Origin of the sequence: Nitrospira defluvii, from assembly GCF_905220995.1 — a bacterium.
GTDB lineage: Bacteria > Nitrospirota > Nitrospiria > Nitrospirales > Nitrospiraceae > Nitrospira_A > Nitrospira_A defluvii_C.
In genome coordinates this window covers 86956-107828 of sequence record NZ_CAJNBJ010000020.1, presented here as the reverse complement: position 1 = coordinate 107828, position 20873 = coordinate 86956, and the positions used below count along the sequence as shown (strand labels likewise).

Annotated in this window: 16 protein-coding genes and 1 pseudogene; 9 read left to right on the top strand and 8 right to left on the bottom strand. The window is 56.5% G+C overall.

The window, feature by feature from the left end; translation table 11 throughout:
- Positions 1 to 191: 191 nt before the first annotated feature.
- The 7 genes and pseudogenes from KJA79_RS21080 to KJA79_RS21050 all read right to left on the bottom strand — a co-directional run.
- On the bottom strand, positions 192 to 1739 hold the full coding sequence (locus tag KJA79_RS21080) for a sigma-54-dependent Fis family transcriptional regulator (protein ID WP_213044072.1): 1548 nt from the start codon (positions 1737 to 1739) through the stop codon (positions 192 to 194).
- Between the two features lie 251 nt (positions 1740 to 1990).
- A complete protein-coding gene (locus tag KJA79_RS21075) occupies positions 1991 to 2578 on the bottom strand; it encodes an acyloxyacyl hydrolase (protein WP_246507851.1) in 588 nt (195 codons plus the stop codon).
- Positions 2579 to 2891: 313 nt separating this feature from the next.
- On the bottom strand, positions 2892 to 3443 hold the full coding sequence (locus KJA79_RS21070) for a carboxymuconolactone decarboxylase family protein (protein ID WP_213044070.1): 552 nt from the start codon (positions 3441 to 3443) through the stop codon (positions 2892 to 2894).
- Positions 3440 to 4381, bottom strand: coding sequence for a DUF3179 domain-containing protein (locus tag KJA79_RS21065; RefSeq protein WP_425518130.1), 942 nt, complete (start codon positions 4379 to 4381; stop codon positions 3440 to 3442). Before KJA79_RS21065 ends, KJA79_RS21070 begins: the two co-directional genes overlap by 4 nt.
- Before the next feature lie 83 nt (positions 4382 to 4464).
- Positions 4465 to 5046: a hypothetical protein gene (locus KJA79_RS21060; RefSeq protein ID WP_213044068.1), complete on the bottom strand. Its 582-nt coding sequence runs from the start codon at positions 5044 to 5046 to the stop codon at positions 4465 to 4467.
- Between the two features lie 42 nt (positions 5047 to 5088).
- The gene (locus KJA79_RS21055) at positions 5089 to 5343 is read right to left on the bottom strand and encodes a hypothetical protein (protein ID WP_213044067.1); all 255 of its coding nucleotides are present in this window, start codon (positions 5341 to 5343) and stop codon (positions 5089 to 5091) included.
- A gap of 84 nt (positions 5344 to 5427) precedes the next feature.
- Positions 5428 to 5703 (bottom strand): annotated as a pseudogene (locus tag KJA79_RS21050) (IS3 family transposase); the annotation flags it as partial.
- 46 nt (positions 5704 to 5749) lie between these two features.
- On the opposite strand from KJA79_RS21050, the gene KJA79_RS21045 reads away from it, so the two are divergent.
- A complete protein-coding gene (locus KJA79_RS21045) occupies positions 5750 to 7123 on the top strand; it encodes an IS30 family transposase (RefSeq protein ID WP_213044066.1) in 1374 nt (457 codons plus the stop codon).
- A gap of 43 nt (positions 7124 to 7166) precedes the next feature.
- On the opposite strand, the gene KJA79_RS21040 is transcribed toward KJA79_RS21045, so the two are convergent.
- A protein-coding gene (locus KJA79_RS21040; RefSeq protein WP_213044065.1) for an IS3 family transposase occupies positions 7167 to 8275 on the bottom strand; the annotation gives its coding sequence in 2 pieces (ribosomal slippage) (positions 7167 to 8011 and positions 8011 to 8275; 1110 coding nt in all).
- A gap of 502 nt (positions 8276 to 8777) precedes the next feature.
- Here KJA79_RS21040 and KJA79_RS21035 point away from each other — a divergent pair.
- From KJA79_RS21035 to dnaE, 8 genes are all read left to right on the top strand, one after another.
- Positions 8778 to 10439 carry a hypothetical protein gene (locus tag KJA79_RS21035; protein WP_213044064.1) on the top strand — a complete coding sequence of 554 codons (1662 nt, stop codon included), beginning with the start codon at positions 8778 to 8780 and terminating at the stop codon, positions 10437 to 10439.
- Positions 10440 to 10724: 285 nt separating this feature from the next.
- A complete protein-coding gene (locus tag KJA79_RS21030) occupies positions 10725 to 11258 on the top strand; it encodes a hypothetical protein (RefSeq protein ID WP_213044063.1) in 534 nt (177 codons plus the stop codon).
- A gap of 13 nt (positions 11259 to 11271) precedes the next feature.
- Positions 11272 to 11709, top strand: a complete 438-nt coding sequence (locus KJA79_RS21025) for a hypothetical protein (protein WP_213044062.1) — start codon at positions 11272 to 11274, stop codon at positions 11707 to 11709.
- A gap of 16 nt (positions 11710 to 11725) precedes the next feature.
- Positions 11726 to 12508 carry a hypothetical protein gene (locus KJA79_RS21020; protein WP_213044061.1) on the top strand — a complete coding sequence of 261 codons (783 nt, stop codon included), beginning with the start codon at positions 11726 to 11728 and terminating at the stop codon, positions 12506 to 12508.
- On the top strand, positions 12505 to 13185 hold the full coding sequence (locus tag KJA79_RS21015) for a hypothetical protein (RefSeq protein WP_213044060.1): 681 nt from the start codon (positions 12505 to 12507) through the stop codon (positions 13183 to 13185). The genes KJA79_RS21020 and KJA79_RS21015 overlap by 4 nt, the downstream gene beginning before the upstream one ends.
- Before the next feature lie 503 nt (positions 13186 to 13688).
- Positions 13689 to 14732 (top strand): ThiF family adenylyltransferase, encoded by a 1044-nt coding sequence (locus tag KJA79_RS21010; protein WP_343224277.1) that lies wholly within the window; start codon positions 13689 to 13691, stop codon positions 14730 to 14732.
- A gap of 925 nt (positions 14733 to 15657) precedes the next feature.
- Entirely contained in the window at positions 15658 to 16716 is a 1059-nt protein-coding gene (locus KJA79_RS21005) for an IS630 family transposase (RefSeq protein ID WP_246507836.1), read from the top strand.
- Positions 16717 to 17537: 821 nt separating this feature from the next.
- On the top strand, positions 17538 to 20729 hold the full coding sequence (gene dnaE, locus KJA79_RS21000) for a DNA polymerase III subunit alpha (protein ID WP_213044058.1): 3192 nt from the start codon (positions 17538 to 17540) through the stop codon (positions 20727 to 20729).
- Positions 20730 to 20873 lie beyond the last annotated feature (144 nt).

Here is a 20873-nt window from a genome sequence, read left to right as displayed (position 1 = left end):
TGGAGCAGCGCCTGATTCCCAATGGTTAGAGGCTATGGCTTCATTGGAGGCTCTTGTGGGATGCGTAAGGGTGATACGAAGGGTCGTACCAGGTTCGAGGGCTCGTGGAATCTGGGCAGGGTGCGATCGAGGAGTAGGGCGGGTGGACCGGTTCGTGATTCTTTTTCGTGGGCAGCGAGGCTGTAACAGGGCTACTCAGGCTTTGTGATGCCGAGTTTGGGAAGCCGGCTCCGCAAGGTATTGGGATGGATATTGAGCAGTTCGGCAGCGCCCTTGGGGCCCCCGACCACCCACTTGGTTAGTTCCAGCACTTTCAGAATATGGCTCCGTTCCATTTCCTCCAACGTCATGAGCCGTTCCGGAGTTGCCACGGCGGCGCTCGTGACAGACAAGGCCTCATTTCCGATATCCAGGGTCGGACCGCTGCAATGGATCACGGCACGTTCGATCACATGCTCAAATTCTCGCACATTACCAGGCCAGGCGTACTGGACCAGTCGCTCCATCGTGCTGTGGCCGATGGCCTCGAATTGCTTGTTCATTTTCTTCATGTATTTGTCGATAAAGTAGCGCGCGAGGATCGGAATGTCTTCCGTGCGTTCCCGCAAGGGAGGAATTTGGATCGGAAAGACATTCAGACGATAGAACAGATCAGCGCGAAAGGTCTGTTGGGTCACGGCGGCCTTGAGATCCCGGTTGGTTGCGGCCATGACGCGGACATTCACCGTGATCGTCTGCGCACCGCCCACTCGCTCGAACTCCTGTTCCTGCAAGACCCGGAGGAGTTTGGCCTGGGTCTCAAGCGGCAGATCGCCCACTTCGTCCAGGAAGATCGTTCCCTGATGGGCGAGTTCAAATCTTCCGATTTTCTTATTGAGCGCTCCGGTGAAGGCCCCCTTCTCGTGACCGAACAGTTCGCTCTCCACCAGCCCTGCGGGGAGCGCAGCGCAGTTGACTCTCACTAATGGGCGGGACTTTCTCTGACTCAAATCGTGAATTGCTCGGGCGATCAACTCCTTGCCGGTCCCGGTTTCGCCCCGGATCAATACCGTAGAATCGGTCGGCGCCACTTGTTCCACACTCCGCAACACTCGTCGTATCACTGGGCTCTCTCCAATGATCTCTTCGAAGTTGTGGGTCGACTTGATTTCTTCCTGAAGATAAACGTTCTCCTTGTGGAGTTGGTCACGGAGCGACTTGATTGTGTCGTAGCACAGCGCATTGTCGAGCGCGAGCGCCAGCTGACTGGCCACCTGCAAGAGAAACGCGATGTCCTCGTCTGTATAGCGCGAAGGGATTGTGCTGGCCACTTGAAGCGTTCCCAATATCCTGTCTCGCGTCATTAGGGGCAGATAAAGCACCGACTGCAAGCCTTCAGCCAAGAAATGCGTATCCTCGAAGAACCCACGGTCGTCCGGCAATTGCGGGCGATACAACGGTGTCCGGTGGTCGAACGTCCACCCCATCCCGCTTCCCTCCCGCGGAATATCAGCCCCCCGCTGCAGTGAAACCGGCGGAGCAGTCGTTTCCAGTGAATAGATTTGGAAGTGATCGGCCACAGGATCGTAGAGGGTGATGCCGGCTCGATCGAACGTGGTGACGTTCCGGATCTCGCTCGCGATCGCTTTGAACAACGCGTCCCGGTCGAGATTCAACACGAGCGCATTCGTGATCTCCAACAGCACTCGGTACTTCTCAGCGGCCGTGTTAGAGCTGTCGTGTGAGGAATGTATTTCCATGGGGCGTGGAACCTCCGGAAAGACTATGAGTCTGACGTTCCAAGACTGGGATACCATACGTCCGCAACGTGTTGACTTGCGACGGACCGCCCTATCGGTCCTCTTGGTTGCCCGCTCATCGTGACTGAAGCGCGTTGCGCATTTCGCCGCAAAACCCTGGCTCCCATTTCGACCGTCTCAGGACCGAGGCGTGAAATGTTCCAAAATTGAGCCAGTAGGTCATCAGCGTCACGGTATCGACTCCCTGGGCGTCAAAAAAATCCCGGTGTGAAGAATGAGACACCGACATAAGGCAGCACCCCGTTGATCCCGGTATTCCGTTCGCCGAGGTTGGCATTGGAGATATGGTGGAGCCGCACACCCATGGTCCAGGTAATCCGGTCCGTCACAAAATAGTGCACGCCAGGACCCGTTTCCAGGCCAAATTCGAACTGTGTGCTCTGTTCTGAGATCCGCGGCGCCAAGTTGGTCCAGAAGATGCCGGCGCCGGCATCCCAGAAGGGCATCCATCGACCGAACGAGAGAAAGTTGTATTTCACCACGAACGAACCGCCAGCTCCATCGGCCGCAAACGGTTTGGTGAATCGAGCGTACACCGGTTCCACCAACAGCTCGACATTGCCCTGGTACCATCCGGATCCCAGGGGATCGGTCAGCACCATTCCGAGGCGCGGGAGGACAAAGGCTGCTGCCCGGTTGGCCGATGTACCAGCGCCGACCGCCGTTGTGGCCTGGGCGTATCCCACGGCCCCTCCGAGTTCCATGGTGCCGCGCTTCACGACGTCCCGAGCCGCAAAGGACGATTCCGCCACCGCCACCCCGCCATTGATCCAGAGCATCACGATTGTCAGTACCGATGCTGTTATGAAGGCGGCGATGTGCCGCCGATGTTGACCTAGCGGCCTTTCCGCGGTTCCCTGCACACCCGCATGGTGACCCCGGCCTCCCAACTTGTTCCTCCTTCGCATGACCCTGTATCGCATCCTTTCTATCCATGAACAGATGATGCCATGCTAAGCCACGTTCACGACACGGGTCTGTGACATATCTTACAAACGGCTGAACAAATATCTGACGGAGACGGCCGAAGGAGAATAGGATCTCCGGTTGCTGGAGTAATGAGAGGAGATGACGGAGGTTGTGGAGCGTATTCTAGCCTTGCCGGTCACGGCCCAGCGCCTCGAACTGGGCGTTGCTCGGCACGCAAGGAGCGGCACAGCCCATGGCATGCGTGAGGGTCGGGAACAGGCGGGAGACGGCGATCGCCATGGAAAGCTCGACGACGCCGACGTCACCATAGCGACGGAAGATAGCTTCACGCCAGGTATCCTCCTCGCCACTGCCCGTCGCCACGGCTTCGGCAAAGAAATATACCTCCGCCAAATCCGAGGGCAGCGCGCAGGGGGCTTCATCGAGAATGGTATGAATCAGGGCCGCGCTGACGCCGGCTCGTGTTGCCAGGCGCACTTCCATCGCCATCCACGTGCCGCAATCTTCATGTCGCGCTGTGACAATTCGCGCCAGATGATACGCCTCAGGCGGAAGGGCCCTCCGAAACCGCGCAAGAGGCATGACCTGTATGAATGCGAGAAAGTGCGGAAACGAGACGCGCAGCATGCCGCGCAGATAGGCGAGTTCGGCCCCCTGCGCCCGCTCAACCGCACGGAGCCGCCGTTCGAGGAACCAGCGGGTCACTCTGGTCATGGGGACCTCCGTACAGGCCATTTGAACACCTGCGTGTCGGGATGAAAGGCATACCAGGCGAACCAGAAGGCCGTCACGGACGGGATCGGTCTCCCTCCCGTATCAGTCACCGACACGCTGCGCGCACGGTGATTAACATGTATCGTCACCGTGTCTCCGCCGAGTTCATCGGTGAGGGGAGACTCGCCCTTCTTGAGCTCGCTAAAGGGATAGGCTTTGACCACGCCCTTGTGCTCGATCCCCACCACCCATTCTTTGGGATGGTAGCGCGGATCGACATGCGTGGTGTCGAAAAACAGCTCACCACTTTCAGCATAACCTGTGTAGGGATCTCGATCGTAGTTTCGAAGCGACCCGGTTCTCGTCGAGAGCACGAGTGTTGACGGATGGGCCGCGCGCCACTCCGCCCAGGTCGTATGCTCCAGAAAGACAGGAGTGAGCCGCTGGCCTGTCAGCGGCCCCGCCACGGCATGCATGCCGATCTGTGACCACAAGCTGTCTGTCTGATGGTCGTACATGAGGAGGTCGCTTTGATAGAGCAGGCCGGACACGCCAAACGTGTGCCGGCTCCCTTCCACATTCGCATCGAAGGCGATCCCGGTCCCGCAGAGCGGGCAGTAGGTGACAACAACCGGCTTGCCGCCGACCACATCATTCACGATTTCGTGCCAGTTGAGAATCTTGATCGGATAGGCCTTGGCTTCGACTCCCTGTGTAAGTCCCAAGACGCGATCAGCGTCCTGGAGGAACGTCGCCCCAAACGCAGAAACGAATCGCGGGGTGAGCAAGGCAGGAATCCCGTCTTTCCCCGGCCCTCCATCGACAATCTGGTCGAGTGGAACACTATGCTTGGTCAGATCGAACGAGGTCGCTAGCGACTTTCCAAATCCAAGCCACGCGGAGCAACTAAGCACAGCACCGATGGCGATCAGGAGCAGCACTCTGCGCCGGGGTGGAACAAGATAGGGCCAGAAAACCGTTCTGACCGGAGTCGAAGAAGAGAGCGATGGACCGGGCTGGTTCATGTGACGAACAGATAGACTGTTATCGCAATCGGAAGCAGCAGAAATATGATGAGCCGTAAACCACCGAGCCGCACGCCGATTGGCCGAAAGGGTTCTCCCAACGGCGCAACGGGCGCCGGGATTGTCTCTTTAAACCCTTGGTATTCATCACGCAAACACGCGCTCACAAACGCCGGAGTATCCAGGATAGAGGAGGGCCTGACTCCAGAAAGGTACCGGTCAAACGCCTTGAAAAATCGGATGGTCGACACAATCTTGCGGTACGTTGCCTGATCAAGCGCGTTCAGCCGAAACGCGTGAGGCAGGGCCGTGGCGAAATACAATCCTGCCTCATTTGTGGTAATGGCCAACGCGATGATGCGCTTGGTGCTGTGATCCAGATGTTCGAGATAAAGCTCTTCTTTGAACAGTTCCCAGGCCGTTTCCAGATAAGCCGGTCGATCGCACATTCCCATAAACAGATCTGGTACAAACGTGACACCGAGAGTCTGGGTAATATCCAGAAAGACGATTTCGGTGGCGGTGATGCGTGAGAGGTCAGAGCTGAATCTCTCCGGCTGTGTATCCATTACGGACATCGTCTTCACTCTAGAGTCGCTCTCTGGCCGACGGCCGCCTGATCAGGAGTTGCTCCGCTCCCATTCTTTGAGTCTCGCCAGCAACCATTCCTTCCGTGGGATACCCGTGGCTAGGACCCGCCCACCGAGGAGAAAAGCAGGGAACACCAGGATGCCCAAGACATCACGATCCTGCTTGTCTGCAGCTCGAACCTCGATATGCCACGCAGGAAGTTCCTGTTGAATTTCTTTGACTAACGCCAGAGTCGATCGCTCGGACAGGCAACCCCGGTGAACGAGAATATCAAGACGAGCCATAGTGCAATTTTAGAGGCATGAGTCATCGCGATCTGTGAGGTGGCTTACATTGAGTGACCTTCCCCCAATTTCGTGGACACCTGGTTAAGCAACCGCCGCCCTTGCTTCAAACTCGGCTGGGGAGTCATAGCCGAGGGTTGAGTGCCGGCGCGTCCGATTATAGAACACCTCGATGTATTCGAAGATGTCCTGGGTGGCCTCTTCACGGGTCCCATAGCGCCGATGGTACACGAGCTCGCGCTTGAGCGTTCCAAAGAAGCTTTCGACACAGGCATTGTCCCAACAGTTGCCTGTGCGGCTCATGCTGGGGATGAAGCCGTGCGCCGCCAGTACGCGCTGGTAGCTCGTGGCGGCATACTGGGCGGATTCAAGTGGTCGTCGCAACATCTTAACGAAGGAGGTTGCGATGAACATTCGAAAGCGGCGTTCGGATCGGTCTGGGCGGCCCTCCTTGCTGTCACCAGGTCGACCGTCAGTGGCAGGAGGAGAGGAACGGCGACGGTTCTGGGCAGCGATCGCGGCAGGCATGGCCAGTGAGGATGCCGCAATCGAGGCCGGTGTGTCGCCGCCGGTAGGAACAAGATGGTTCCGGAAGGCAGGCGGCATGCCACCAGCGATGTTTGGATGCTCGGCGAGGCCGCTCTCCGGCCGGTATCTCTCGTTTGCAGAGCGAGAGGAGATCGCGCTCCTTCGCGTGCAAGGTTACTCTATGCAGGAGGTCGCTCGCCGACTCGGGCGGGCGGCATCGACGATCTCCCGGGAGTTGCGGCGCAACGCCGCCACCCGAAGCGGCGGTCTGGCCTATCGCGCGACCACAGCGCAATGGCACGCCGAGCGAGCCGCTCGCCGTCCCAAGCTGGCGAAGCTGGCGCAAAACGCGATCTTGCGGGCGTATGTGGAGGACCGACTGGCTGGCGTCGTCGTCGCTCCAAACGGAGCGCCTGTGCCCGGCCCGGCCGTGCCCTGGAAAGGCCGTCGGCATGGACCGCGGCAGGATAGGCGGTGGGCACAAGCCTGGAGCCCGGAACAGATCGCCCGGCGCCTGTCGGTCGACTTCCCGGAAGATGAGACCATGCGCATCAGCCATGAAGCCATCTATCAAGCGCTGTTCGTTCACGCTCGGGGTGCGCTGCGCCGCGAGCTGGCGGCCTATTTGCGCACTGGGCGGGTATTGCGGATGCCGAGGGCGCGCACGCACAGGCGAGGCAAGGCCTTCATCTCGCCCGAGATCATGATCAGTCAACGTCCGGCAGAGGCCGCCGATCGCGCCATGCCGGGCCACTGGGAAGGGGACCTCATTCTGGGGCTGGGCAGCTCCGCGATCGGCACCTTGGTGGAGCGCACGACGCGCTTCACCCTACTGCTGCACCTGCCTCGCATGACGGGCCATGGCCATGAGGCTCGCGTGAAGAACGGACCCGCGCTCGCCGGACACGGTGCCGAGGCCGTGCGTGACGCCATCACGCGCACGATCATCACCTTGCCTGAGCAGCTTCGCCGGTCGCTGACTTGGGATCAAGGGGCTGAGATGGCCCAGCACGCACGCCTGAAGATCGACGCAGGCGTACAGGTCTACTTCTGCGATCCTCACAGCCCCTGGCAACGCGGCACCAACGAAAACACCAATGGGTTGCTGCGCCAGTACTTCCCGAAAGGCACGGATCTGAGCGTGCACAGCGCCGAGGAGGTGGCGGCCGTGGCGGCCGCCCTCAACGCCAGGCCCCGAAAAACGCTTGATTGGAAAACGCCTGCAGAGGCACTTGACCAGTTGTCCCGATAGACTGACCAGCCGGGAATTGTTGTACCACCTTCTCTGTTAGTCTTCAGCTCGCAAGCTGAGTGGTTTCGGGGACTGGTGGCTGGCCCCCGAGACTGCTATGGGGCCGGATCGTATTGTAGTGGATCCGCCAACGTTCTGTCAGAATCTGGGCTTCCTTCAATGTATAGAACAGCTCCCCGTCGAGAAATTGGGCCCGCATTTTTCCATTGAATGATTCGATATAGCCATTTTCCCAGGGCGACCCCGGCTCGATATAGAGCGGCTCGACCTGGAGGGTCTTGAGCCAGCGCCGCAACTTCCTGGCGATGAACTCCGGCCCATTGTCAGACCGAATATGTTGCGGGACGCCGTGGTGCACAAAGAGCTCGGCCAACAGCAAGATCACCTCCTGGGAACCGATGCGTCTCGCCACCACCGAGGCGAGACATTCGCGCGTGTACTCATCGAGCACATTCAAGATCCGAAACACGCGCCCATCGTGGGTCCGCTCTGCCACAAAGTCGTACGACCAGACATGATTGCGGTGGATCGGCCGCAACCGCACGCACGACCCGTCAGCTCGCCACAGGCGTGTGCGCTTGGGCTGCTTCGGCGGCACCTTGAGGCCTTCTTGTCGCCAGATCGTATACACTCGGTCTTTCCCCACGTCCCAGCCCTCCCGCTGTAAGAACCAGGTGATCGTCCGATAGCCGTACCGCCCATATTCCTTGGCGAGGGCGATGATCCGGGCCCGCAACCGCTCGTCAGTAGGGTCCGGCTCCGCGACATAGCGATAGCTGGATCGGAGCTGGCCGATCGCCCGACACGCCCGACGCTCTGAGACGTGCAGCACCTCGATCGCGTGCCGCACCGCCTCCCGCCGCCGCGCCGGGCTTAGCAGTTTCCCGACGCGACTTCCTTCAAGATCGACAGATCGACGGCCTGATCGGCGACGATCCGTTTGAGCCGCAGATTTTCTTGCTCCAGCGCTTTGAGCCGTTTGGCTTGATCGACTCGCAGGCCGCCATATTCCTTCTTCCAGCGATAGTAGGTCTGCTCGGTGATGCCGAGTTTGCGACATGCGTCGAGCACGGCCAGGCCTTTACCGGTCTCAATCTCGACGGTGCGGAGATGTTGAATGATGTCTTCGGGCGTGTACCGCTTCCTGGGCATACAACTGACCTCCTGGTTGTGGCCAGACTAACATTCCGTCTGGACCAAATCAGCCCGGCTAGGTCACGGGCGCAAAAGGGAATGCTCTATATCACCAATCGCAACCCCTTCCATTCAGGCATCTCTTGATCAACGCTTCAATGCTGCAAAGACCCTGGCCATAGACACGTCGAGGAGTGAAGGACATTCCATACACCAACACAACCAGCTAAAAATCCGACACAAACACCACGATGCACAATCAGACTTGCATCCTATCTCTTTGAAAAGCGCACCCCGGGAATCTACCTCGCCCTTCCAATGTTCACCTACTCCGATACGGCCATTGCCGTTCCGTTAGGGGGAACCCCAATCACATAAGGCAAATGCTCCTACGCTCAGATGGGGAAACCACTTAAAATCTCCTTGAGCACTGTCGCCTACAGTTACCTGAAACCAATCATGCGCGAAGCACAGCAATGCGTCGCACTGGCACCCGAGAGTCTTGGAAGGAGATCGCACCATGTCCGCCGGCATTAGGACATCGCTAACACGGGTCTATACGTATCCCGCATATCTCACATTTTCTTCCTATGCTGCCTTGCCGGCTGCGGTCAGAGAAGAAGCTGATCAAATGCAATCGCTGTGGAATGCGATGGTCGACGTTTATGAAGTCGCCCATCGCCAACAGGAGCGCCTTCACAAACAATTTCTTCAAACGAGTCGCACGACGACGCGCGCAGCTGGCGGCACACGTTCGATTGGCGATCCCCTTGAGTGCATCAAACAATTGCGTGGGCAAAACGACTCCCTCGAGGACGCGACTCTTCTTGCCCTTTCTCGTACCTATCGCACAGCTGCGGCTGAGTACGAAGCCTCCCAACATCACAATACCGACCGATGTCTCCCTTACCCTGAGAGCATGAAGCAGGAGCTTTCCCAGATCACCAAACGTCTGCATGACACTCTGCACCAACTCGCACGCACAAGCCCTCTGTCTCGTTCACACAGCAATGCCATGCTCGAACGAATGAAAACCGCCATCCGCCGCGTGCCCCTCGGAAATCTTCCACCTAGCAAGGAAACAGGTCCACCGACCTCGTTATTCTTTACTCACAACTTCGGTTCGCAAGGAATCCGCATCCAATCGTTGACTCGCGCAGACATGACCCAGTCGGGCTCCTCATTTGCCGCCAATCGTCTACTTACACTCAACCCGGCCTCGCAACTCGCAGAGGACACCGACCCCCGAGACCGGGGCCAACGAGATTTTTGCAGAACCGAGGGGGAGCTTTTCGTTCGCAACGTCCCAATTCCGTTTGAACTCATACTTACTCCGCTTCTGCCCAAAGACGCTCTTCTCAAACAGGTCTCTCTCATTGGTTCACAACAGCGACCACAGACGAGCGTCAACTTGGACAGTTCCAATGCACGTCTCAGGAACGACACGACATGGCAGTGGCACCTTCAATTCACGCTAATCGTACCGCCGACCCAGCAAACGGAACCAAAAAAATACGGGATGATCGCCCTTGATTTTGATCATCGACTCATAAATGACGCGAACCCCCTTGTTAGGGTGGGAGAATGGGTATCTGACACGGGCAAACACGAATCCGTCTTCTTTCCCGCGCGGATACTAAAAAATCTAATTGCGGCATACGAAGCCAGGGAAGCCCTCAATGTTCAGCACCTCGCCCTCAAACAACTATTTGTTCATTTTCCATTTGGTGAGGCACTCGCCGATATGGTCAAGGAGCCCATTCACAGCGATGTGCCACTGAGCAGAAAGAGGCTTCGATGCATTGCTCATCAGGCAGTTGAAAAGGCCTACAGCGCTCCCCTTACAAGCATAATCCGAGAAATACTCTCGCAAATTCGGGACACACGAATCGATGTAGTGAGACGGCGCCGACAATGGCGCAGAGACCGAACCGAGTTTTACGACAAGCTTGCGCATCGCCTGTCGAGAGAAGCCGGGACTATTGTGCTGACTCCAATACTGATGCCTGAACCTTCAGGCTCCGAGGGATCTTCTACCTGTACGACAAGAAGTGCGCCATTAGCACAAGCCCTCGCACATCCCATCAACATGCAAGAATTTATTCATCGACTTCGGCATGCCGCGCCCATCTATCGGACCACACTTCATTTTGTACAATCCATGCATGCCTTGATCGCCTGACTTACGCGGCCCCTTGCAAAGATACTCTGACTTTCTCAAACAACAGCTTCGCCCCATCCCACTCCAGTCCTTGAGACAGCGCCTACCAAAACAATAACCACCGCCTCACGATCGCCTCTGCGTTGTGCACACCACAATGAGGCCCCCATGCTTGGCACAGTCGATTTGCTTCCACACACCCAAGTGGTTACGAACAGCACACCAACCAATATTTCCTCTGCTGATCTGTCTCAGAGTGGGGATGATTCCCCAGTATTGCCCCGGCTAGCCACCGAGCCAGTTGGTATGAAAACCGAGGCGGTGCCCGATCCTCCGCCCCCACGACGCGATGAAGAAGACGACGTAGATGAACAGGACCCGATTGTTAGCCTCGAACAGGACTCCGATGATTTTCAGCGCGCGACGATCTCCATCGTGATGACGCTGCTCCCAACGGACCGCCACCCTGACGGCCGCCTCACACTCATCGGCGTACGAAGTCACAACCTCCCGCCGCAGCTGACTACCGCACGATTCAACGACTTACTGCCCCTTCCGGAATCTCTGAGCCAGGCCCTCACACGTTGGGAGCAGACCTTTCCTGCGGCGCTAACGGCACGGAAAACCCAGCGGGAAGCAAGAGCCGCCGAGCAACAGACTAGAAGCCTGGAACAGGAGAAAAAACGCGAAGCGGAACGGCAGGCCAGAAAAGCCAAAGTTGCTAAGCCGACCGCCGCGAAAACCACGTCCGTGGCCCCAACACCCAAACCGGATCGCGAACAACACTCAGACGATTCCCCCTCAAACACAGCCCTTCCTCAAGCCGGCTTATTCGGGTAGCGAAAGGAGCCTTATGGTTACGCTTCAACTTGAAGGACAAGAAATTCAATTGCCCCCCGAAATCGCCATCAGCGACGATGCGGTTCGCAAAGCGATCGCCCCCCTCTTCCCACAAGCCGCCCATGCCACCATTCAGCGAACCACTGACACGAATGGGATGACAACGATTAGGCTCACGAAAGAGGCTGGAACGAAAGGAAATTACCATGTCATCCTCCGTCAGCTTATCGAGTCCCCCCGCCACGTCAATCCCGCCCTCACGCTCTACCAGACATACCAAGCTGAGTCCCAGCCAACCCAGGCAACGGTCGAATCCATACTCCTCACGCAGCAAAAGCTGCGTCTCGCCATTGAGCATGGTGAAAAGGAATACAAAGAAACAGCTACCATTAAGGAGCGACTCACAAGCACTCCTGGCTCGCCCAGCCGCATCCTTCCACCTGGGTTTTAACCTGCCCTCCACGCCGTTGAACCTTGTTCTCGCATCCCTCAAAAACACAGAGGTTATCTCGGTCCCCTCATGCCTCGAATATCTGGAGGAGAGAGCGCGCGACTTTTGTATTGTCAACACGTTCCATGAGATCTTTCCACGGAGGTTTCGCACTGCCGCCGCCGCCCTTCCGCATCGAAGCATCAAGGAGGCCGCAGAACAGCTTCAAGAAGAGTTCATTAAACAAGTCGAGCAACACTACTTCCCGCTCGATAGTTGGGACACCGAATGGATTCGAGACAGCTTCCCATTCATTCCCATACATTTGGAAAATTATGATTGTGAGTCGGAATTCGAAGAGGTACCGCTTCCAATCTGTATCGCAGCGGCCTGGGTGGGACACTATTCCTACGCCCCCACCTGGACGAACATTCAAGAAGAACTCAGCGAGCACGCTACAATTCCACGATGCTTTTTGAATCCTCAACACCGGTGCAACGTTCAATTTCTTGACTTCAGGAGACGCTGTGCCCGACGGCGCTTTCCCATTTCAGGCTTTCCCCAGGTCATCGACATCCTCGGCCACTGCACCGGATCTCTGTTCCTTGACATCAGCTATGACTGCGAGTCACCAGATCACCCGTACCAATGGAACAAACGGGATCTCAAAGCTTTGGCTCGCCAATGGAAACGGGCGCAAATCATGCACGAATCCATGAATAGCACGACTAAAGCCTTACTCGACAATCCGTCAGCATGGGAAACGATTTTCAGCTGCTGGTCCGATCTTTGTACTGCAACACATGAGGCGCAAACATGAGAGATGCAAGCTCGTGGCACGACGCGTCTCTGCACTTCATCGGCGGGCAATTGCTTCTTGAATACAAGGATGGGGAAGCGGTTGTCCGAAAATGTATTTCACCAGAGGCCGCCAGGAATGCGTTCTCATCAGCCGGGATAGATTCCGACTGGCTCCCAGAACATGTCTGCCGCTATGGCATAGGCCCCGAAGGTCCATGGCTACTCCTCCGATTTCCCCCTGGTCGATACCTGGTCCCACTGGCTGACCCCATTAGACTTTCCGGAGGAGGGGCCCCACACACAATGCTTGCCGTCCCGATGCCGGGGTTGTTGTTTCTGGGGTACGGGACCCGTTATTACGTCTGGGCCTACAAGCTATGGAAGTACGCGGCAACAAAACTCTTCAAGGCACCGCTTGCAAATGTCTACCCTGATGGCGCGATCTGTTTCGGAAACGTCCATCCACGGGTTGCCCACGGCAACACGATTGCAAACAGCTGGCGACTATTCTGGGATAGTAACTTTTCCGACCATCTCGCAAGTGGGAAATCCACCACCCACCCGGACAATATCCTGCCCTTCCTGGCGAAACTTCACTCAACTGAGGCACAAGACTATCCTCTCGATGATCTTGAGCCGGCTCACCTCTCAATTGCCGCCATCATTCGTCAACTGATGGAGAGCGGGAAGGGGTAATCACATATGACGAGGACGTCTCCTTTCATTAAACACCACATTGCGAGCTGTCTACTTCCCGCCGACAATTCCACCCTTTACGACTATGTTCTGGCTGGCAACGGGGTCTTTATTCGCGGCAAACGTAGAGAGCTGTCAGTGTTTTTTCCAATTGTCGAACATCCAATTGCCGGCCTTCCTCCCATTGCAGGCAGCCTCACGCTCACGATTCCGAGAATTCCACAACGGCTCATCCAAGAGATGATGGAAGAGGCACTAGGAGCCTGCGCAGAGCCGGCGGGTCCCGTAGAAAGTCTATTCCATTTTGAACACGACACAGATTGGTGCATGACTATTCCAGACCAGATTCGTACGCCCTTCTCAGTCCAGCCTAGCACCCCTGAACGCTGTCCATCTTACGAGCGTGCCATTGTCGAGATTCACTCACACCACACCATGGCTCCACGGTTTTCTGTCGTGGACAATGAAGACGAAACGGGGTTTCGAATATACGGTGTGTGTGGATGGTTGACCACTCGCCCGTCCATTACATTTCGTGTCGGGCTGTATGGCCACTTCATCCCAATCCCAGCGGAGTTCGTTGCAGAGCTACCTCCCACACTTCAGGACACATACAGACAATGAGGGGCGAGATGTCATCGCGACATGTTGTCACTGCAGGGAATCGCAGCACAGAACAAAACACCAGGACACACCTGGACCTTAGTCATGTACATGCCGTGAATGTGCTTCCTAAGCAGTGCCAACGCCTCCATCTCATCCAAATCGGATGTGGGGGCATCGGAGCGTTTCTTGGTATCCACGTCGCCCGCCTCGCACGTGAGTGTTTCCGTCTATTTGATACGGTGATGGTCACTTTCTATGATGGGGACACAATTGAAGAGAAGAACCTACGTCGTCAAAACTTCTGTCAGGCAGAAATCGGACACAATAAAGCAGAGGCCTTAGCATTTCGAATCTCTACCGCTTGGGGGATTCCCATTCGCGCGTTTCCACGGCATTTCTCGGAGAAAGAGGCACGGCCTGAGTACGACACCCTGACCATTCTTCTCGGTTGCGTTGACACAGCAAGGGCTAGGCGTAGCCTCCATCAAGCTCTCGCGCGATTGAACACCAGAAACGATGCCCAAGCATGGCTGATTGATGGTGGGAACCTCACCACCCACGGGCAAGTGTTAGTTGGTAACGTCGTCAAAGACTTTAACCCACACGAGAGCTTTCAGCTGCGCACTGTGTGCCAGTCACTCCCCGCGCCAGGGCTTGTGCACCCAGAATTGCTCAAACGAGAACGTCGCCCCGTCAACACTCAACCGCGGTCATGTGCTGAAATTGCACTAAGTGACCCGCAATCCCTCACGATCAATAGCATCATTGCCTCGCACATGGCGGACTACCTGCTTCGACTCGTCATCACCAAAGACCTTCGCCGTTTTGCAACATATATCGATATGGATACTGGCTCAGCGCGGTCTCTGGCCATTACTTCGACGGAAATCTCCCGTGCACTAGGCTTATACCAAAACAAGTCTATGGGGAAGGCTTCCTAGCCATGAACCTACGACACCGCTAAAGAAAGTCGGTAATACAAGATGACAATACTTCGATCAAAGAAGATCAAGCTCCGACGATCCACATCAAATTCTTACGTTCTTGAAAATGCCGTACGCTTATAGCGCCTGGATTCAACGCTGGGGCCTTTCCGGTATTTTGTGGATTTCTACGGCAAGTCTGACGCACGCCGCACAGCCTCTCCCCCAGGAACTGATGAATCAATGGTTTGCAGTTGAAGTCTTGAGTGGAGCCAAAATTCCTTTATCGATTGAATTCGTGCCATCTCCATGGTCACTGATCCGGCTACGGCTGGCGCCGGACGAACGACTCTTGGTGTTATTTAATGCTCCCGTACAAGACTGCACGATTAGTGGCGACGCCCGGCTAGATCCAGATCGAGATCGGATCCACATCCGAAGCCATGCCATGACGTGCCGTACTGCTAGAGGATTTGAAACTAGACTCTTCACTGGAACGGTGGTTTCTGAAACTGACGGGTTTCAAGGGGTCCCGTTGTCATTGGCACATCAAAGCCAGGATCAGAAGGGGTACATCGTCCCAGCCGGAGTCCAAGGCACCCTGGTCGTCCTTCCACACAACCCTCCCGAGAGAGTCGACGCCCCTCCCCCATCTCGCAAGTAATCGCTATCCATCTCTTTCGCTGCCCGCATTCGATGAACACTCTTGATGCCTTCAGTCTCTCGGTGGAGCCATGTTAAAGCGAAAACGGCGTTCTCTTCCACACTGAACGCCAATCGCCGGACACGTGCGGCACTCGCGGAGGGAGCGGCACCGTCCCGACTGGAGGAGCCTATAGGAACACTGTCACGCGGCAAGTGTAGCCTGACGTGAATGCGTGGCCCAATCGAGCAGAATGGGCTAGTGGACTGTAACATCTATTTATAGACTACAATCGTGTTCATGAGGAATACGATTACCCTGACGAAACGCGAACGGATGGAACTGATGCGGCGAGCAACGAGCCGCACCGGGCGGGCCGAAGATGCCCGGCGGGCGCGGGTGATTCTACTGCTAGCCGAGGGGCGGACCTGGGATGTCGTCTGCGAACACGTGGCCTGCAGCCGCGGTTTTATCGCGAGTTGGAGTCAGCGGTTTGCCGACGCCCGGCTGGCGGGCCTGTACAGTCGCCATCGCGGCCAGGCCCCGACGCGCCAGACTCCACGTGTGGAAGCCCGTATTCTGGAGGCCACGCGGCGCGCGCCAACCGATGGCTCGACCCACTGGAGCACCCGCAAGCTCGCGGCTCACCTTGGAGTCAGCCATATGCGGGTGGCGCGGGTGTGGGCCAAGCACGGTCTCAAGCCGCACCGACTGGAACGGTATCTGGCCTCCACCGATCCCGACTTCGAGACGAAAGCTGCCGATGTGATTGGGCTCTACCTGAACCCGCCCCAGCATGCCGCGGTGTTTTGTGTGGACGAGAAAACCGCGATCCAGGCCCTGGATCGCAAGGACCCGGTGCTGCCCTTGTCGCCGGGGCGAGCGGAACGGCATGGCTTTGAATACTACCGGCACGGCACGCTCTCCCTCTACGCGGCGTTCAATACCAAGACCGGCGAAGTGGTGGGCAAGACCGCGCAGCGCCACACCTCGGCCGAGTTTGTCGCCTTCCTGACCGACCTCGCCGTCAGCCAGCCGCGGGGGCGAGAAATCCATGTGATCGCGGACAACCTCTCGGCGCACAAGACACCGCGAGTCACCGAATTTCTGCAGGCCTATGCGAATGTGCATCTGCATTTCACGCCGACGTACTCGTCGTGGCTGAATCAAGTGGAATTGTGGTTCGCCAAGATCGAACGCGATGTGATTGCTCGGGGCGTCTTCACTTCCGTCAAGGACTTGTCCCAAAAGCTCATGCGCTATATCCATCGGTACAATAAGGACCCCAAGACCGTGAAGTGGAAATACTGTGATCCGTCTCGACGAATCAGTACACAATCAGTTGTTACAGGCCACTAGCACGCCAATATCGAGCGACGGTGAATGATCATTAAAGAGAAAGGCGTCAGTATGAAAGAAGCAGACGCGCCCCTACCCCAATGGATGCCAGGACTATGGCGAATAAAACTCAGCGACAATGGGCCGGTAACTATTGTCACGCCACGAGAGGACGAGGATGAGGATCTAACGATTGCGGTGATCACTGAGCCCTTCAACAACAGAAAGGAGGTCCTCGCGAACGCATACCTGATCGCTGCAGCTCCGAAACTGTATGAACAACTACGACTTTTAGTCCGTTGGGCAGAGGACCAGGGAGAATCGTGCAGATTCGCACAGGATGCTCTCGCTGCAGCACAGGGAGAATCTCACACAACGTGCGCGGGCCCATGTATCGCGGGGCTTATGCCGGGTGAAGCGTGTGAGCAATGCGGCAAGCTCTGTGAGGATAGTGAGACAGAGCTATGACACTGCATTTCACAGCGGGCCCATGGGTCGTCTACAGATCTTTGAATCGATAGAAGCCATCTCGACTGTATGCATTACCTTGACAAGCCTTTCATCGATTGCCCAGGTGCTTCGCCAGTTTCAAGACGCCCAGCTTGATTCTGATGATGTTTTGTTCGGTCGTCATGATCCTCGCTCCTTTGATGAGGAGGACTGTATTTATATATCAGATTTAAATTTACCTTTTAGGCCTAATTAGTATTGCGCCTCCTCCGAATCACACGCTCACACGTACACAATTCACCCCAGCTCAGGGCCAACCGCGCCACCACCTCCCAACGAGCGCTTACTCTCATCCCCCGCCTGGAGAACTCGTCCCATCAATCTGGAGTGACATGCCGACACCCTTTGTCCATCTGCACACGCACACCACTTATAGCCTGCTCGATGGCGCCACTCTTCTAGATCCCCTCGTTGAACACGTCAGATGGCTCAAGCAACCAGCTGTCGCGATCACCGATCATGGAAATCTCTTTGGCACAATCCCCTTCTACACCAAGGCCCGATCGGCAGGCATCAAGCCGATCATTGGGTGCGAAGTCTACATGGCCAAGGGCAGTCTGTTAGACAAAAAACCCCCAGAGGGACCCCGTGATTTCTATCACCTCATCCTGCTAGCCCAGAACAGTCTCGGATACCAAAACCTCATTCGCCTGGTCAGTCACGGCTACACGGAGGGTTTCTATTACAAACCCCGAATAGACAAGTCCTTGCTGCGCAGCCACAGTTCTGGCTTGATTGCACTGTCTGGCTGTCTTGACGGTGAAATCCCCACCCTCCTCCGCCAGGAACAGTTCGCTTCCGCGTCCGTGGCCGCCCAAGACTTTCTCGACATCTTCGGTCCAGATCGGTTCTATCTCGAGCTCCAAGCTAATGGACTTCACCAGCAACAGACAGTCAATCAGGGCCTGATTCACGTGCACCGGGAGCTGGGGATCCCGTTGGTCGCCACGAATGACTGTCATTATCTCAAACGAGGCGATGCAGACGCCCATGACTTATTGCTCTGCATCCAGACCGGCACTACGATCACTGATACAACCAGACTCCGTTTTGGAACCGACCAACTGTACGTCAAATCCTCCGAGGAGATGGCCGAAGCTTTTCGAGAGCTACCTCAAGCCATCACACACACGAATCTGATAGCTGAACAGTGCACGCTCGAGATTCCTCTGCATCGGACACAACTTCCTCGGTACAACGTGCCTCCCCCGCACACCCTCGACAGTTTTCTTGAAACCCTCGCCCAGCAAGGGTTGTCGGCACGCCTCGCCCACCACTCGGGGCCTCTAGACCAACCTAAGTATGAACGACGCCTGCGGACCGAGCTCCTCACCATCTGCTCCATGGGCTTCGCCGGCTATTTCTTGATCGTGTGGGACATCATGAAGTTTGCCCGCTCCCGGCGCATCCCAGTTGGACCAGGACGCGGGTCCGCCGCAGGTAGCCTGGTGGCCTATGCGCTCGGGATTACAGAGTTGGACCCGCTCGCCTACGACCTCCTCTTCGAACGGTTCCTCAATCCGGATCGAGTTTCCCTCCCAGACATCGATATGGATTTCTGCATGAAGAGACGGCAGGAGGTGATCAACTATGTCACGGAGAAATACGGCCGAGACCATGTCGCACAAATCATCACCTTTGGCACCCTAGGCGCCAAAGCTGCAATCCGCGATGTAGGCCGTGTTCTCGAAATTCCCTACGACGAAGTCGACACGATTGCCAAGCTGATTCCGTCTCAGCCCAACATGACGATCGCACAGGCACTCGCCGAAGAACCGAAATTAAGTGCCTTATCTGCCTCGCGCCCTTCGGTCGGCAACCTGCTATCGGTCGCCGGATCCCTTGAAGGGCTCGCCAGACACGCCTCCACCCATGCAGCGGGACTGGTCATCTCCAATACCCCCCTGCTGGAGACGGTCCCATTGTGCCGCACGACGAGCGACGACATTGTGACGCAATTTGGGATGGGGGAACTCGAACAGATTGGCCTAGTGAAGTTCGATTTTCTCGGATTGAAGACCCTCACCGTGATCGATCACACCATCTCACTGATCAATCAGCAATCTCCGGGATCCCGTCCGTTGACGCTGGACGACATTCCGCTCGACGACGCCAAAACCTTCGCCCTCCTCGCAAGCGGACGTACCACAGGAGTGTTTCAGCTGGAAAGCAACGGAATGAGGGAGCTCCTTCGTGAATTTCAGCCTGATCGGTTCGATGATATCACAGCGATTATTGCGCTCTATCGTCCGGGGCCCCTTGATCTGATTCCGGAGTTTATTCAGCAGAAACGCAGGCAATGTCCCCTCGCCTCGAACATCGCGGCCCTCGAACCTATTCTCAGGACTACCTATGGCGTGATCGTCTATCAGGAACAAGTCATGGCCATCGCCAACACTGTGGCAGGATTCTCACTGAGCCAAGCCGACATTCTCCGCCGGGCTATGGGAAAAAAGAAACCAGAGGAGATGCGCGCCCTGCATACACAATTTGTGGAGGGGGCCGTCGGACTCGGCACAGAGCGTGACGCAGCCGAAGAACTCTTCCAGATGATCACCAAGTTCGCTGGCTACGGATTCAACAAATCCCATGCCGCTGCATACGCGCTACTCACTTATCGGACGGCCTATCTGAAAGCTCACAATCCGCTGGCCTACATGACTGCGTTGATGACCAGTGATTTCGGTGACCATGAGCAACTCTCTCTCTATGCCAGTGAATGTCGGGAAATGGGCGTCAGGCTCCTTCCGCCCGACATTAACCGGAGTGAGACCGGATTCACGATCGTGGACGAGGCCATGCTATATGGTCTGGCCGCAATTAAGCACGTAGGAGAACATCTCGCCACACAATTGATCCGGACTCGTGCAACCGGAGGCACCTTCGCTTCCTTCTTTGATCTCTGCGATCGCGTCGACCGCCGCATTGTCACCAAGCGCGTACTCGATGCCTTGATTAAATCGGGCGCCCTCGACACGCTCTGTGAGCATCGCGCACAACTATCCGCAATTCTAGATGATGAGACGCCAGCGAAGCCTACTCGATCTCACCGGAACGTCACACAACAAACTCTGCTCCATTTCTTGCCGGTGGAGTCAGAAACTCGCGTGCTGCCCCAAATACCATCCTGGGCTCCATCTATTCAATTGGACCACGAGCGAGAAGCTCTCGGATGCTATGTCAGTCACCATCCCGTACGAGTCCATGACCACCAACTGAAGCGGCTCCAAGTTGTTCCGTTAACTCAGCTTCCTGACCTCCCAGATGGCAAAGAAGTGCGAATCGCGGGATTGATCACCCGAGTCAAACGCATCACCACTAAAAGGCAGCAACCCATGGCCTTTGTCCGCCTAGAAGATCAGGATCGCACACTCGAAGTTGTTGTTTTTCCGAGTCTCTACCGACACGAATCAGGGCAACTGGAACCTGGCACCGTCATCGCGCTCGAAGGGATTCTCGATAAGAATGACCAGGGGATAAAAGTGAAAGCCACCAGATTCCTCCTCCTCGATCCTGCTGCCTAAGCTCCCCACAATCCAGGAACAGGACTGCCCATCCGGTAATACACACGCAGGGACGACGTCATCTCAGCATGGGTGTCATCAAGAATGGGTTGCGTTCAAAAAGGAGTTGCTCTCACAATGGCGGCTACACTGACTTCCAGCTTA

What these genes read in the sequence shown, in the direction of transcription:
- KJA79_RS21080 (WP_213044072.1), bottom strand. Translation starts at nt 1,739, where the DNA reads ATGGAAATACATTCCTCACACGACAGCTCTAACACGGCCGCTGAGAAG.
- KJA79_RS21075 (WP_246507851.1), bottom strand. Translation starts at nt 2,578, where the DNA reads ATGCTCTGGATCAATGGCGGGGTGGCGGTGGCGGAATCGTCCTTTGCG.
- KJA79_RS21070 (WP_213044070.1), bottom strand. Translation starts at nt 3,443, where the DNA reads ATGACCAGAGTGACCCGCTGGTTCCTCGAACGGCGGCTCCGTGCGGTT.
- KJA79_RS21060 (WP_213044068.1), bottom strand. Translation starts at nt 5,046, where the DNA reads ATGTCCGTAATGGATACACAGCCGGAGAGATTCAGCTCTGACCTCTCA.
- KJA79_RS21055 (WP_213044067.1), bottom strand. Translation starts at nt 5,343, where the DNA reads ATGGCTCGTCTTGATATTCTCGTTCACCGGGGTTGCCTGTCCGAGCGA.
- KJA79_RS21045 (WP_213044066.1), top strand. Translation starts at nt 5,750, where the DNA reads ATGAACATTCGAAAGCGGCGTTCGGATCGGTCTGGGCGGCCCTCCTTG.
- KJA79_RS21035 (WP_213044064.1), top strand. Translation starts at nt 8,778, where the DNA reads ATGTCCGCCGGCATTAGGACATCGCTAACACGGGTCTATACGTATCCC.
- KJA79_RS21030 (WP_213044063.1), top strand. Translation starts at nt 10,725, where the DNA reads ATGAAAACCGAGGCGGTGCCCGATCCTCCGCCCCCACGACGCGATGAA.
- KJA79_RS21025 (WP_213044062.1), top strand. Translation starts at nt 11,272, where the DNA reads ATGGTTACGCTTCAACTTGAAGGACAAGAAATTCAATTGCCCCCCGAA.
- KJA79_RS21015 (WP_213044060.1), top strand. Translation starts at nt 12,505, where the DNA reads ATGAGAGATGCAAGCTCGTGGCACGACGCGTCTCTGCACTTCATCGGC.
- KJA79_RS21010 (WP_343224277.1), top strand. Translation starts at nt 13,689, where the DNA reads ATGGTTGACCACTCGCCCGTCCATTACATTTCGTGTCGGGCTGTATGG.
- KJA79_RS21005 (WP_246507836.1), top strand. Translation starts at nt 15,658, where the DNA reads ATGAGGAATACGATTACCCTGACGAAACGCGAACGGATGGAACTGATG.
- dnaE (WP_213044058.1), top strand. Translation starts at nt 17,538, where the DNA reads ATGCCGACACCCTTTGTCCATCTGCACACGCACACCACTTATAGCCTG.